The following is a 13830-nucleotide window of genomic DNA, read 5'->3' on the forward strand; positions in this document are numbered from 1 at the left end:
CCAAAAAATTGTCATTTACCCTGTTTTCGGAGACAGTTTTTTGTCGCTTTCCGAGGTTTACCCCTGCCCATAAGGAAAAAACAGCGTCTTTTTGATGTTTTTTGAGTCAAAGAGTAGAAAATATTGGCACGCCGAGTGCAATACCTAGTGTGAGTAAAAATTTTATTATGCCTCGGAGGCAACGATTATGAAAACTATACAATCCTATATTGACTCCAAACAACAAGAATTTATGAATCATCCCTTTTTTGAAGTCTTGGCTGAATTAGATAATCTAGAGGAAATCAGTTATTTTGTCCCTGAATTAACTTTTTGGGCGATGACCTTCCAGGACATTTTACGTTTAAATGAAGAAAGAGTCACAGATCCTTATTTGAAAAAGGTAGCTCGTCACCATCGATTGGAAGATGCCGGTCATGAGAAATGGTTCTTGCATGATAAAAAATATTTAGGCAAGGTTTCTCACAATGATTCTTGTAACAAAGATGATGTAGCGTGGCTATATAGCAAGGAGTCTCAACTAACACGCGATGCTGCTTACGCTATTATGTCTGAAATTTATAAAGCGGAAGACGAAATTATAAACATCGCTTTATTGTTAACATTAGAATCATCAGGGCATGTATTCTTTGAAAAAGTAGTTAAACAAGTAAAGAAAACAGGTGCGGATAAAAATCTTAAATACTTCTCAAGTTCACACCTTGAAGTAGAAATGGCACATGCACTTTTTGAAGCAGAAATGGAACGCAAACTGTTCGAATGGCCTGTACCTGTTAATATACGGCGTGAAGCATTAAAAATGATTGATCGCTGCTACGATGCCTTCAATAAAATGTTCGATGGATTGATTCTTGCATGTAACAAACGACTGCAATTGGCTAAAGAAAGGAATAAAAATGCAGCAAATGCATTGGAGTATGCAGCAGATAAAGCAGTGTGAGAAAGAAATAGGTGAAGCGATGCTCAGTGATGAGTATTCGCTTTCCTTTTTTGCACAAGATTTTGGCAAGATTATGCATTCATCTCCAACTGCAGTGTGTATTCCGTCATCTCTGGAAAAATTACAACTTCTATTAAGCTTCGCTTACCAAAATTATCTTCCACTAACGCTCAGAGGAAATGGCTTAAGCCAGTGCGGTCAATCGCTAACAATAGAGGGGGGGTAAGTGTTCAGCTGGAAAAATTAAATGGTGTTGGTGAACATGAAGGCGATTCCATTTGGATAGAAGCCAATGCAACCTGGGCCGATTTATTGACTAAATCATTACAGAAATCCCAAAGTCCTTATGTTATTCCTTATAATTGTCATTTATCAGTAGGGGGAGTGCTCTCAGCTGGAGGAATAGGGGCATCGTCTTTTAGATTTGGGAGTGTAACTTCCCATGTGAAAGCGCTGGAAGTAATGACGACAGACGGAAAAGTAGACGTTGTCGATTCTCGCTCTGATCTATTCCGCGCCTGTTTATCAGGACAAGGACGTTTTGCTGTGATTACCAAAGCTTGTATTAATCTACGACAATGTGCAAAAAATGTCAGAACCTTTTTTCTAGTTTATCTTGATAAGGAACGATGGTTACAGGACATCCAGGAAGCTAAAAAAGAAGCTGATTATTTAGAAACTTTTTGTTCCCCTGCTGTTCAAGGCGCAAAATTAACTGACGCAGGAAGGCGTTTACCTTTTGCACACTGGCTTTATGCGTTGCACATCAGCAAGGAGTTTGATAATAAAGCTCCAACACTGGATGATATTAACCCAACCTTAAAGCCCTGGAAACTTCTTCACACTCAGGATGAAGCAATAGAATCTTACTTGCATCGCCATGATTCTCGTTTCGAAGCCATGAAAACGACCGGGCAATGGGATCTTTTGCATCCTTGGTATGAATGCTTTATTTCGCAACAGTTATTAAACACTTCTCTGGATGAAATTCTGCCTCATCTGCCGCTTTACTATGCTACTGTGCTACAAGTTGTACCTATTGTAAATCAATCTGAGGCAGGATTTTTAATGTTTCCAAAGGGCAAGCAAATTTATGCTGTAATGATTTTAACGCCGGGAGTAAATTGTCAATTACTTCCAGGATGTCTACAAACCATATACTTTCTGGATTCTTTATTCCTTGACCAGGGTGGAAAGCGTTATCTTTCAGGGTACCTGGGTGAGAATTTGGAGCCCCAGTATTGGGAAAATCATTTTGGCTCCTCTTATGATGCCTGGTTAAATCTTAAAAAAAAATATGATCCACGGAGGATTCTGCAGTCTTCTTTACACCCGTTGTAATCATTGACTAAAGGATTATTAACTGCCCAATCGAGGTTTATTGGTATGCACGGACTCGTCCTGCTCTGTTTTTTCAATTTGGGTATCCTTGGGGCCGAGATTAAACTCTTGAGCATCAAGTTCCTCTACTGTATCAATTGGACTACCTTTTTGGGTATCAAGAAAGAGCTCTTTGATTCTTGTTGCATTATCTACCGGCGCATGCGGATTCGTAACTTCAGACTGTTTTTTTATCTCATGCCATTTGGATTTAGGTAATTCTTTAGACATAGCATTCTTCAAAAAAAGTTTACATAGTCCAATTATACAACATATAGGTTATAAATTGAATCTTCTTTTTCTAGGGCTATCTTTTCGTTCCACTTATGGTAATTTATCCTACTTATTTTTTAGGTTTAAATTTCATCAAGGTAAAGAGTGAATTGGTTTTATAGCTGTCCTGGTAAATGAAGCCTGCAGGTTCAATGGATTTTTGCCATTCAGCCAAATTTCGTTGTCTGCCTCCCAAAAGTACCATCATAACAATATCCATTGTTTTATTCGGATGAGGTGATTCACATTCAGGAAGGATCTGTTCGGCGATGAAAAGTGTGGCATTTTCAGGCATTTGCTGATGTAAATTGCTTAAAATTTGTTGCATTAAATCATCATCGAAATCATGTAAAACACCTTTAAAAATATAGGCATCAGCAGAAGGGATAGCTTGCAGAAAATCCCCGGCAATGCGTTTAATTTGCGCTGGAAAGTCATTCTTGTCCAGTTGGTTAATGACATGTGGTGTATCAAATAGAGTAACTCTTAGTTGAGGGTATTTTTGCGAGATTATTTTTATTAAACCACCTCTGCCACCACCCATATCAATTAAATGTGAAAAAGAAGAAAAATCAACCGCGTTGGCAATGGTGCTATCATCGTAGGAGGATAACTTTGCCATCCCTTTGTCAAAATTCATTTGCTTCTCGGGGTATTTGCCTAAAAAGCTAAAAAAATCTTCCCCATGTTGAAGCAAGAAGGCAGGCTGTCCTTTTTTTAAGCTAACATCCAAACAAGAAAAAGCTTGCCACCAACTGTCATCAACCATGCACAAAACATCGCGAATGGAGTGTGGATCATCATCTCGAAGAGGCAGAGATAGCTCAGTAAGTGCACAGGTATCACCTTCGTAACGAAAAATTTTATAGGCACTAAGAAATCTTAGTATTCTTTGCAATAATTCAGGTACAGTACCTGTCAATTCAGCCAATGTTTTAATTTTAATAGGTTCTAAAGACATATGATTAGCTATACCAAGTTTTGCAACAGCATGAATAGCGCGCGAGACTACATACCAACGTGACATTGTCGCTAGTTGTACATAAGGTGGTTCTTGATCTATTTGCATCGTTTATTCCTTTAATTGTTAGCCAGGGTAAATGCCTACTAAACTTGCAATATTCCTTAATTTTCTGTGATGATAGAACGTTGACTATTTGATACAGGCAAAAATCGTGCTAATGTGCAGTATCTTATGAAAAATACTAAACTTTCTTTTGCTTATAACAATCCCAAATTGTTAATCACTATCGTTTTATTTTTTCTTATCTTTTTTTTATTTTTATGGGAAATGATTAATTTTTTTCAATCAGACAGACAACTCACTGTAGCAACAACCTATAGAAAAAAACCTGCACAAGAAACGTTACATAGTCGCTCCCCTATATTCACCGTACCCTTATTTGGTGAGTATGTACCAGCTAACTTGGCGGATGCTGATATCAAAGAATCTATGCTTGATGCTGAAATAGTTGGTATTATGTATGATAGTAAAGAGGAGTATTCCCAAGTTATTATTAAAACTGGAGGAGGGCAGGAAAAAGTTTACTCTATTGGAGATTCCTTGCCTGGTGGTGCCATTATTAAACGGATTTCACCTGATGGAATTGTTGTGTTGCATAATGGTGCGCTTGAGAGTTTAAGTTTACCTAAAAATGAATTAATCTTCGAAGCTCCAGCAAAGCCGCTAATTGAGGAATAAATATGCGTTTTTCCCTTCGCATCGCTCTGATCATTATATTAGCTCTCGCTGAGTTTGCCTGTGTAGCTCGTTCAAATCTGATAGAGGGTATCAAGAGTTTTCGTGTGCAAGATTATCGACAGGCATTTGTCCGTTTAAAACCTGAAGCAAAAAAAGGGAATCGCGACGCACAATATGCAATAGGATATATGTATTATTATGGACAGGGTGTAGTCGAAAACCGTAAAAAAGCTTGGTATTGGATTAATAAAGCAGCGCAGGCGGGACAGCCTGAGGCCGTTGCTGCCCTTACAATTCTGCAGCAACAACCGCAAAGCATCTGGCCTTAGTTCATTTCAGCCGAGACAGGGGTCTTATATCATTGCATCAATAATCAAAGAGAAGATATAACAGCAATAAATTAAAATCAGAATACCACCATGCCATCGTGCCATTCTTTGTTTATTGCGATAATTCATCCATAAGAGAATAACTACTGTAATAAACATGACGGGGATATCACGCCATAACAGTGTGGTGCTTACGGGAGCTGGGTGAATAATTCCTGGAAAAATCATTACAGTGAGCAGATTAAATATATTCGCTCCTAAAATATTTCCCACAGCAATATCGTCTGCTCCTTTTGTAACCGCAATAATTGAGGTAACCAGCTCTGGTAAACTTGTGCCTATAGAAATGAGGGTCAAGCCTATAATCAGATCACTTACTCCCAGCATATGTCCAAGTACAAGGCTGCTATTGATTAAATATTTTGAGCTGATGGGAAGTACAATTAAGCCCAGTAAAAAGCTTAAGACATGAGATTTAATTGAATGCTTACCCAGAGCTGCTTGTTGGAATGCCAGGGTTAATTGTTTTTGAGGACGTTGCTGACGGGTAACTACGATAAAATAACCGAGGATTGCCAAACATATTAATAGTAACAGGCAACCATCTAAAATGCCTAAATAGCCATCAAGGATCAAAGAATAGGAAAAAAGCATCACCAAAAACAGCAGGGGATATTCTCGACGCATTAAAGTAGATTGTATGCGAATAGGCTTTACAAGCGTGGTTAAGCCTAAGACCAGCCCGATATTCGCTATGTTTGTGCCAATGGCATTCCCTAGTGTTATCTCCGTAAGACCTTCTATTGAAGCTGTGATGGCAATTACTATTTCTGGAGCGGAAGTTCCTAAAGCAACAAGTGTAAAGCCGACCAGTAGTGGTGATAAGCGATAGTATGCTGCAATGCCTGCCGCCCCTGTGACTAATTGATTTGCTGCCCACAACAAAGCAATAAGACTAATTAATATAAGTAAAATGATCATATCAGCTCTCGAGAAGATTAAGAACTTATATTACGCAGCGTCGCCTTTGGTAAATCGATTAAAATCACGCCGTGTGTAATATGAGTTAAGAATTGATAATACTGTATTTATCGGCGAACACAACAAGCTTTTTTGTTCAAAAACTTTTCATATTGCTTGTAATATGGTATTATTTGCAGTTCTTTAGCTTCATCATAAAAGGAATTAGGGATAAAAGTCATTAGGAGAAGCTGTAAACGAAGCGAGTAATCTCTCTTCTATCACAATCTGGTTTCCGGCAGGAGCAGTTTGCCGGCTACTTCAAAAGACAAAATATTATGTTGAGCAAGCAACGTCATCTTTTTAAAAATGCTGCTTTCAGGCATTTTACATTAAGTTGTATGTTAGCCATGTTCGGGAATGGCTTAACTTACATCGTTATGGTGTGGGCACTGATACGATTTGATACGTCAGTTGTTTCTACAGCTATTCTTATGACTTGCTTTTGGCTACCTAATGTTTTGCTAGGACCATTCATGGGTGTCCTTGCTGATCGTTATAATCGTAAATGGGTGCTTTTGGCGACAGTGGGATTACGCGCCATTTGCCTGTTCGGTTTTGCGCTAATTGCTTACCACAATTATATTAATCCCTTTGCTATTTATTGTCTTGCCACCTTAATAGGAACATTGCTTGCCGCCTATATTCCTGCGGCCATGGCCTTTATTCGTGAAATTATTGTAGAGGAGGAAGAACTACTTTATGCCAATGCTATGCTGGATACTGCTTATGAGGTTGGAGCCGCGTTAGGTATGGGGAGTGCCGGTCTTATTTTGGCACAAACATCCTTTGCTACTTGTTTTGCTATTAATAGTGCTTGTTATTTATTGGCGGCGTTGTTTCTTCTGGCTATTCCTTATCAAAAGCAAAGGAAAACCAAAGAAGTTATAGAATCCTTTTTCACTCAATTTATTGAAGGAGGTCGCTATATTCTTCAACGTACACCCATATTGTTTATTTATTTGGTTCAGGGATTATTTTTTATTTCTTACATGACTGCTCCAGTTTTGCTGGCTCCCTTTGCCAAATCCATATTGCATAGTAATGTTGCTCAATTTGGCTGGCTGGAAGCCGCTCTGTCAGGTGGAATTATTTTTGGTGGCTTTATAAGTCCTTGGCTTGCGACACTTTTCTCACTGGCAAAAGTTATTTTTGGTCAAGTAATGCTAGGTATTGTGTCATTTTATTTATTCAGTCATACCCAAAATACAGAATCAGCAATTTTGTATCACTTTTTTATTGGTTTTTCTTTTTCTTCATGGGCTTTATTAACCACTCTGGCTCAAGAAATGACTGACTTAAATTATCAAGGAAGAGTCCAATCGTTGTTTAATAGTTTGTCCGGAGCTATTATTATTTTCTTTTATTATGCTCTGGTCCATTGGAAAGATATTCCCGTGACAAAATTATATTCTGCTGAAATTATCTTGCTCTGCCTAGCTGGTATTATTTTAATAATAATGGCAATAGGCAAGCGTCAAGTTGCTGAACCCAGGGTTTCTTGAAAACGTTTAATAATGATTGCAACTGGCTTTGCTAGTCCAAGACGAGTAACTTCACTGGGGTTAAACCATTTTCCAGCTGTCTCACGCACACTATTTTTTGTCGCTACAGTATGGACACTGAGCGCCTTAATACCTAGATGGAAATGGCTAAAGGAATGTTTCAGACGAAGCAATTCCTTAATTTCTAAGCAATTAAATTGATAGGTTTGTTTAATATAGGCTTCAGGGCAGCGGTCTATTTCTGTACTGGGAATACACCATAAGCCTCCCCAAAGACCAACGGGAGGTCTTTTTTCAAGAAAAATTTCATTTTCTTCATTATGAAGCAATAGGAACTGCTCCTCTCTATATGGTAAAATTTTTTTTATTTTTTTATGAGGGTATTGACTGACTTGATTTTGAAGTCTAGCAAGACAAGTGGCATGCAATGGACAATGAGTACAATCTGGGGTTCTAGTGGTACAGCAGATGGCACCTAAATCCATGATCGCCTGAGTATAATCTGCACAACGTTGCTTTGGCATGCATTGATTTGCCAGTCGCCAAAGTGCCTTTTTAGTGGCAGTCTGCTCTGGCCACCCTCCAATCATAAAATAACGACATAACACACGCTTTACATTGCCGTCTAAAATTGCGGCTGGTAAATTGAACGCTTGAGAGGCAATCGCTGCAGCAGTTGATTCACCTATACCGGGTAAAACGACCAAGTCCTCAACACGCCACGGAAAAACTCCTTGATGTTGCTCACAAATAACTTTAGCAGTTTTATGCAAATTACGTGCTCGGCTATAGTAACCTAATCCTGACCACAAGGCTAAAACCTCATCTTCTGTCGCATTAGCTAACTGCCATAAGTCAGGAAAATTTTCTATAAAGCGATTGAAATAAGGGATGACGGTTTTAACCTGGGTTTGCTGTAACATAATTTCAGAAACCCAGACTCTATAGGGAGTGCGAGGGTTTTGCCACGGCAAATCTTTGCGTCCAAACTGATCAAACCATGCTAACAGTGGCTGACTAAACTGTTCATGAAGTTGCTTAATCATTCTTGTTGGTTAAGAGCGTCTTAATTTGTTTATGAATTGCTTTAACAGGCTTTGCCAGTGCTTCTTTCAACCAAAATTGGGAAAGGATCGGATTAATAATTTTTAAATCGGGTAAAACAGTAGGGGCTACCAAGTTACCCTTTATTAAAAGTGGAAAATTTCCTCCTAATAGTTGTTGAATTTTATCCACTTCAGGATCAGTCAGACTTACCTTGGCCTGTAAGTGGCTGTCGAGGTTATTATCTTTCAAATTTAACTCCCCGCTTCCCTTCAGTTGGAGTCGGTCCGTTTGCAAGACCAGCGAATTGCTGAGCAGTTTTTCATTCTGAAGCGTATACTCGATAGTAAGTAATTTAAAATTAGTATGGCCTTTAAAAAAAGCAGGATTATCAAATTGACTTAGTTGCAGAACATCAGTGACCTCATTCTTTTTGCCACTAAGTAGTTTATTAATTTTAGTACTGGTTTCATCAATAACTTTATTTAGATTAACAGATTCAACCACGCCGTCTTTGATAGTCAAGCTTCCTTTACCCAAGACCGTTTCCAGCCAATTTTGATTCATATTTGCCAAAGCGTGAATAGAGAAATCAACACTACCTTTAAACAGTCGCTTTTTTACCAAATCATGAATAAGTTTACTGCCATTCAGATTAGTTGCTGTTTGATTGAAGGTGAGCTTTTTTGTTGCAAAATCATAACTTAAGTCACCGACTGATTCGCCATGGTACATCGTTAAAGTGAGTGGATTTAGCAGCAAAACGCCACTTTTTGTTTTTACAGTGGAACGAATTTTGTTTATCTTGAACTGATCCACCTTTAGATCCTGCATCATAAGTTGGCCAGCCAAGGGAGTAGTTTGAAAAGCGGTTAATGGATTATCAATCATTCCCAGGGATAAAGCAGTATTACCTTTAAAATTAATATGGCCTTGAACTAAAGATTTACCGTTTGCGGTAATAGTTAGTTGCGATTTAAATTGAAGAGGAAAGGACTGCTTTTTTAGATTAAAACGTTCGGCACCAATTTGAGAATTGGCTAGCTTAATAATCTGGTGATTTTTTTGTAACAGAATTTCACCATGCGTTAAGAGTATATTTTCTATTGCAAATTGCTCTGCAATATGTCCAGTTTTTTTAGGAGGCGATCCGAGCGTTTTTTTCACTATTGATGATTTTGCATCGGGATTGATAATAATTTGAAAGCCATTTACATTAAGTTCACTAAAAACCAATTTACCACGCAAGAGTGGGGTTATTTTTAGATTAAAAAGTACATTCTCCAATCGTACAGAATATCGATTTTGCCCATCATGATTGCCAATTTGCATCCTGGTAATTTTTATTCCAGGTCTTGGAAATAACTGCCATGAAATATCGCCTTCTATCTGGCTTTGTTGATTAGTTAAGCTTGTTAATTGAGTGCTGACATAGTCTTTAACTACTTCTGGACTGATGGATTTGGCTAGAGTCCATAAAATGAGGGTAGCAACTAGCACAAAGACAGCTAAGAAAACAAATAATTTTTTTAGAAGTTTCATGTCTGGAGTAAAACGAAAATGGCAAGCATATAGTATAACTGTGTCAAGTTCAATGAATACTGTGTCAAGATCAGGGCAAATAATTTTATTTTTATCTAAAAAATATAATTTTCTGCTTGTTATTATTTTTAATTTGAACTAATCTGATAGTCTTCCCTGAAAAAAAGTGGAAAGAAAAAAGACGTTGATTTTGCTTTTTAGTTGTACTCAGGATGAGTCGATAAAATCAAGGAGAGCGTCATGCAACCAAGTAAATGGGAAATTATAATTCTCAAGCCTACTCCAGTATTCTTATCATTCCTTGCTTCACAGTTACCCGAGATTGAGTTACCAGAACTACGTTTATTACAAACTGATAACACAGCTTATGTTATTGAAAAGAAAAGAAATGATGAAGAGACTTTAAATGAAATAGAGCGTCATTTTACCACCATGTTCAGGCATGAAATATGTCGTTGGCTTGGGGAAAATGCACGAAATGAAATCGAAGGAAGTTTTCTTGATTTTTTATGTTGCTTTAAATTTGAACTGCATTCTCACATTGTCCTTATGGAGTCCTCAATTGAAGAGGGTAAGCAGTTGCTGCGAGTAAGGCCCCGTTCTGTATTGTTAAAGTGGATGAAAGCTGCAGTTGATGATCAAAGTGATCTAATTAGTGTATTGGAAAAGGTGAATTTATCTCATTTGGCTGAAAACGCGACAGTGGTTGTAAAAAATTTTAGTAAGTTAAGCCAAATAAAACCTTTCCTTCAACATTATTATGAGCCCATTTTTGAAGCAGAAATGATGCGTATGTGTAATAACGTCGAAGAATGGCCTGTCATTGACTCCTACCAGGCATTCAGTCGTTATTTCGCTATAGACATACATACTCAATTGATTCATTTGTCTTAAGGAGAGTTGGCTATGGAACCTGTAACTATAGCGATCATTTGTGTGACTGCTTTTGGAGTGGTTGCTGTTCTGTCCGCGTTTATACGGCAGTTGTTACTAAGTCGGGATAAAAATTTAAACGACCAGGCACAGCAAATTGCACTTGCACAAGAAGTAAAGGAACTGGAAAACCTGCGGAATGAGATGGCAAATAATAAACGCTTTGACTCTCATTACCAGGTGCTCGGTTCCAATAAAGAGGCTATTCAATATCTTGATCAGAAAATTGAAGATATTCTTAAAAAGAAAGCAGATTTAATAGAGCGTTATTCCAAAATTGCAGTAAAAGAATCAACGGCTATTATTGGAGGAGAGCAGTCAGCTGAGCGAAAAGCGATCTGTGATAAGCTTAAACAGGAAATTGATAATGAATTGGGGTTCTATAATAATGAGCTTGAACAATTACAAAAGCGGCGCGATTCTTTATGGGATACTCATTCGGAATTAAAAGATTATCTTTTAGAGCAGGAGAAAAAACGTAATAGACATCTTGATGCAATTTATCAACGTCACTCAGGTTTACTGGAAAAAATTTATCTGCGGCATAATAAAAACAGTGAGACCATTGCTGTAAAATCAATTGAAGCTGGGACGCAAACGTTTAAGGCATTAATTTTAACTCCCATTACAATGTTAATGCAGTATTTTAAACCCTCCAGCAATATTGATGATGAACAGGCTAAAGATGAAATAGATTCAAGAGAAGATGTATCTGATGCGGAAGATGATATTAATGGTAAAGATGATGAAATTGATAATGCTCCAACGGATGAAGAAAATACGAACGATAGCAACGCAAAGCCTGAATTTGCTGTATAAATCCTAATTACACTCCTTAACCTTGATGTAAGCAAGGCAAACATCAAGGTTAAGCGAAATAAATTTAATCCAAAATGTCCTCAAACTACCACTGGTTAATTATCCCCGATAGCACCGTATGAAATGCTTAATTGAGCTAAATAATACAATATTGCGTGTTTAATTCAGAATAAATTTTGCACTATTGAGTTGAAAATCTCTAATTTGTTCATACCTTCTTGAGAGGTCATTTATTTTGGAGATGCTTTTTATTTGTCTACTTACACCAAAATAAGGCATAATGGGCAAAATTTAATTCTCTGGTCAACATTAAAGGTGACAATAGGTAATTACTGCGGCCAGAGTAGTCAAAACAGTTGTCTGGAGCAATAAGTATGGAGTTTGATAATGAGATATAGAGGGTTGGCTTTATTTTTCTTTTGTACGACCGCGGTGATGTTTCCTTCTTACAGTACCACATTAGATGAATTACTTCCTAATGAAAGAAATACTGTAGAAATTTTTCAAAAATTTTCACCCAAGGTTGTCTATGTACATCGTTTGGCGACAGTGCTTAATCATTCTTATGAACGGATGCAAGTCCTTGCTGGAGCTGGTTCAGGCATTATTTGGGATGCTCAAGGTCATATTGTAACCAACTTCCATGTAATCAATGGTGCTGACAACTTAACCGTCAGCATTGGCAAACTTACAGTTCCTGCCAAGGTTATAGGGGCAGAGCCTCGAAAAGATATTGCTGTCCTTGCGATTAAATCACCTAAGGCTTTGGAGCTGCTAAAATCCTATACTCCTTTTGAGTTGGCACCTACTAATGAGCTGTTAGTTGGTCAAAAAACTATTGCGATTGGGAACCCTTTTGGATTGGATCATAGTTTGACTGTAGGGGTCATTTCAGCTTTAGGTCGACAAGTACCTGGTGCAGGTGGTGTCACTATTCGAGATATGATTCAAACGGATACCTCCATTAATCCCGGTAATTCTGGTGGCCCTTTATTAGATAGTAAAGGACGTCTTATTGGCTTGAATACAGCCATCTACTCCAATTCAGGATCTTCTGCCGGAGTTGGGTTTGCTGTTCCTGCAGATGATATTGCTCGCATTGTTCCCCAATTAATTAAACATGGGCGTGTGGTTTTGTCAGGCGTTGGCATTCAGGTTGTTGAACCTCATATAGCCAAACGCTTGGGAATTGATAAAGGTTTATTGGTGGCCGATGTACTGCCTCATACACCCGCTGCACAAGCAAAACTGCGTGGTACTTTACGTGACAGTTGGGGACGTATTCATCTCGGTGATGTGATTGTTGCTATCAATGGCCATCCGGTAAAAAATTACGATGCTTTTTATAATATTCTTGTTGATATTAAAGTTGGGGATCAAATTACCTTAACTATCTTAAGGAATGGCAAGGAGCTTAACTTTAAGATGAAAACCATTGACATTGCCGCTTATTAATCATTTTTACTCTCTGTAGGCAAGCAATTCATATTGTTTGCCTACAGAGAGCATGTATCCATTAAACGCCATATTCACGCTGATAGATCTTTAAACGCTCTACGTGTTCAAGTTGCCCGTTTGCCTGTAAGTAGGCTATCAAATCAAAAAGAGTAATAATTGAAAAGACCTGAATACCCTGGGCTTTAATTTCTGCCAGAGTAGATTGATTAGCTAGTCCACGTTCGCAGCGATCAAGCGCAATTATTACGCCAGTTAACTTGCCTCCATGTTTTTGAATTAATGTTTGTGCTTCGCGAAAAGCTGTACCGGCGGTAATGACATCATCCACTATAATTGTTTTACCCTGTAATGGTGCACCTATAAGTTGTCCTCCTTCACCATGATCTTTTACTTCTTTGCGATTAAACGTCACAGTGATATTAACTCCTGATTCTGCCAAGGCAATAGCAGTGCTGGTAGCTAAAGGGAGTCCTTTATAGGCAGGGCCGAAAAGATGTTGAAAATCGATTTGATGATGAAGTAGCGTTTTGGCATAAAACTGACCTAATTGACGTAAGGCATCGCCTTGATAAAACAATCCCGCATTAAAAAAATAGGGGCTTTGTCGGCCAGACTTCAGTGTAAAATCCCCAAACTTTAATACGTGATGCTCAAGTGCCAAGCGAATAAAAGATTCTTTAAATTGATTCATGGAATATCCTAATGTTAAACAAGATAAAAACATTCTACAAAATTTTAAAACGAATAGATTCTCTTTATAGCAGTATTAAATGTTTTTTAAAAAAATCGTTAACAATCAACAAAAAACTGCTATTCTAAAGAAATGTTAGTTTTACTAACGTAAAAGCATTCCTTGTAGCTCAAAATCCAGTTTTTTTGCAGTAT

15 protein-coding genes are annotated in these 13830 nt (G+C 37.9%); 9 read left to right on the top strand and 6 right to left on the bottom strand.

Going from position 1 to position 13830, the window contains the following annotated elements; genetic code table 11:
- Nucleotides 1-187 precede the first annotated feature (187 nt).
- The 3 genes from clem_RS04915 to clem_RS04920 are packed head-to-tail and all read left to right on the top strand — an operon-like array spanning nt 188 to nt 2281.
- Entirely contained in the window at nt 188-940 is a 753-nt protein-coding gene (locus clem_RS04915) for a hypothetical protein (protein ID WP_094090604.1), read from the top strand.
- Entirely contained in the window at nt 897-1166 is a 270-nt protein-coding gene (locus clem_RS15070) for a hypothetical protein (RefSeq protein ID WP_232505567.1), read from the top strand. The genes clem_RS04915 and clem_RS15070 overlap by 44 nt, the downstream gene beginning before the upstream one ends.
- Nucleotides 1133-2281 carry an FAD-binding protein gene (locus clem_RS04920; protein WP_232505568.1) on the top strand — a complete coding sequence of 383 codons (1149 nt, stop codon included), beginning with the start codon at nt 1133-1135 and terminating at the stop codon, nt 2279-2281. Before clem_RS15070 ends, clem_RS04920 begins: the two co-directional genes overlap by 34 nt.
- An 18-nt stretch (nt 2282-2299) precedes the next feature.
- Here clem_RS04920 and clem_RS04925 read toward each other — a convergent pair whose 3' ends face one another.
- Complete coding sequence (locus tag clem_RS04925) at nt 2300-2551, bottom strand: hypothetical protein (protein WP_094090605.1); 252 nt, start codon at nt 2549-2551, stop codon at nt 2300-2302.
- Between the two features lie 112 nt (nt 2552-2663).
- Nucleotides 2664-3662, bottom strand: a complete 999-nt coding sequence (locus clem_RS04930) for a methyltransferase (RefSeq protein ID WP_094090606.1) — start codon at nt 3660-3662, stop codon at nt 2664-2666.
- A gap of 126 nt (nt 3663-3788) precedes the next feature.
- Here clem_RS04930 and clem_RS04935 point away from each other — a divergent pair, with 126 nt between their 5' ends.
- Entirely contained in the window at nt 3789-4295 is a 507-nt protein-coding gene (locus clem_RS04935) for a type II secretion system protein N (RefSeq protein ID WP_094090607.1), read from the top strand.
- Nucleotides 4296-4297: 2 nt separating this feature from the next.
- Nucleotides 4298-4624, top strand: a complete 327-nt coding sequence (locus tag clem_RS04940) for a tetratricopeptide repeat protein (protein ID WP_094090608.1) — start codon at nt 4298-4300, stop codon at nt 4622-4624.
- A 24-nt stretch (nt 4625-4648) separates the two neighbouring features.
- Here the strand turns inward: clem_RS04940 and clem_RS04945 are convergent, their stop codons facing one another.
- On the bottom strand, nt 4649-5605 hold the full coding sequence (locus tag clem_RS04945) for a calcium/sodium antiporter (protein ID WP_094090609.1): 957 nt from the start codon (nt 5603-5605) through the stop codon (nt 4649-4651).
- A 317-nt stretch (nt 5606-5922) separates the two neighbouring features.
- On the opposite strand from clem_RS04945, the gene clem_RS04950 reads away from it, so the two are divergent.
- Entirely contained in the window at nt 5923-7149 is a 1227-nt protein-coding gene (locus tag clem_RS04950; protein WP_094090610.1) for an MFS transporter, read from the top strand.
- Here the strand turns inward: clem_RS04950 and mutY are convergent.
- Together mutY and clem_RS04960 are read right to left on the bottom strand one after the other, a co-directional pair.
- On the bottom strand, nt 7122-8195 hold the full coding sequence (gene mutY / locus clem_RS04955; protein WP_094090611.1) for an A/G-specific adenine glycosylase: 1074 nt from the start codon (nt 8193-8195) through the stop codon (nt 7122-7124). The two genes, clem_RS04950 and mutY, sit on opposite strands and share 28 nt — an antisense overlap.
- On the bottom strand, nt 8188-9735 hold the full coding sequence (locus clem_RS04960; protein WP_094090612.1) for an AsmA family protein: 1548 nt from the start codon (nt 9733-9735) through the stop codon (nt 8188-8190). Before clem_RS04960 ends, mutY begins: the two co-directional genes overlap by 8 nt.
- A gap of 240 nt (nt 9736-9975) precedes the next feature.
- On the opposite strand from clem_RS04960, the gene clem_RS04965 reads away from it, so the two are divergent.
- The 3 genes from clem_RS04965 (at nt 9976) to clem_RS04975 (ending at nt 12942) form a co-directional block, all read left to right on the top strand.
- A complete protein-coding gene (locus clem_RS04965) occupies nt 9976-10629 on the top strand; it encodes a hypothetical protein (protein WP_094090613.1) in 654 nt (217 codons plus the stop codon).
- A 12-nt stretch (nt 10630-10641) separates the two neighbouring features.
- Entirely contained in the window at nt 10642-11487 is an 846-nt protein-coding gene (locus clem_RS04970) for a hypothetical protein (protein WP_094090614.1), read from the top strand.
- 435 nt (nt 11488-11922) lie between these two features.
- On the top strand, nt 11923-12942 hold the full coding sequence (locus clem_RS04975) for a S1C family serine protease (protein ID WP_408606889.1): 1020 nt from the start codon (nt 11923-11925) through the stop codon (nt 12940-12942).
- Between the two features lie 61 nt (nt 12943-13003).
- Here clem_RS04975 and pyrE read toward each other — a convergent pair whose 3' ends face one another.
- Nucleotides 13004-13636, bottom strand: a complete 633-nt coding sequence (gene pyrE / locus clem_RS04980; RefSeq protein ID WP_094090616.1) for an orotate phosphoribosyltransferase — start codon at nt 13634-13636, stop codon at nt 13004-13006.
- Nucleotides 13637-13830 lie beyond the last annotated feature (194 nt).

The organism is Legionella clemsonensis, from assembly GCF_002240035.1.
Taxonomy (GTDB): domain Bacteria; phylum Pseudomonadota; class Gammaproteobacteria; order Legionellales; family Legionellaceae; genus Tatlockia; species Tatlockia clemsonensis.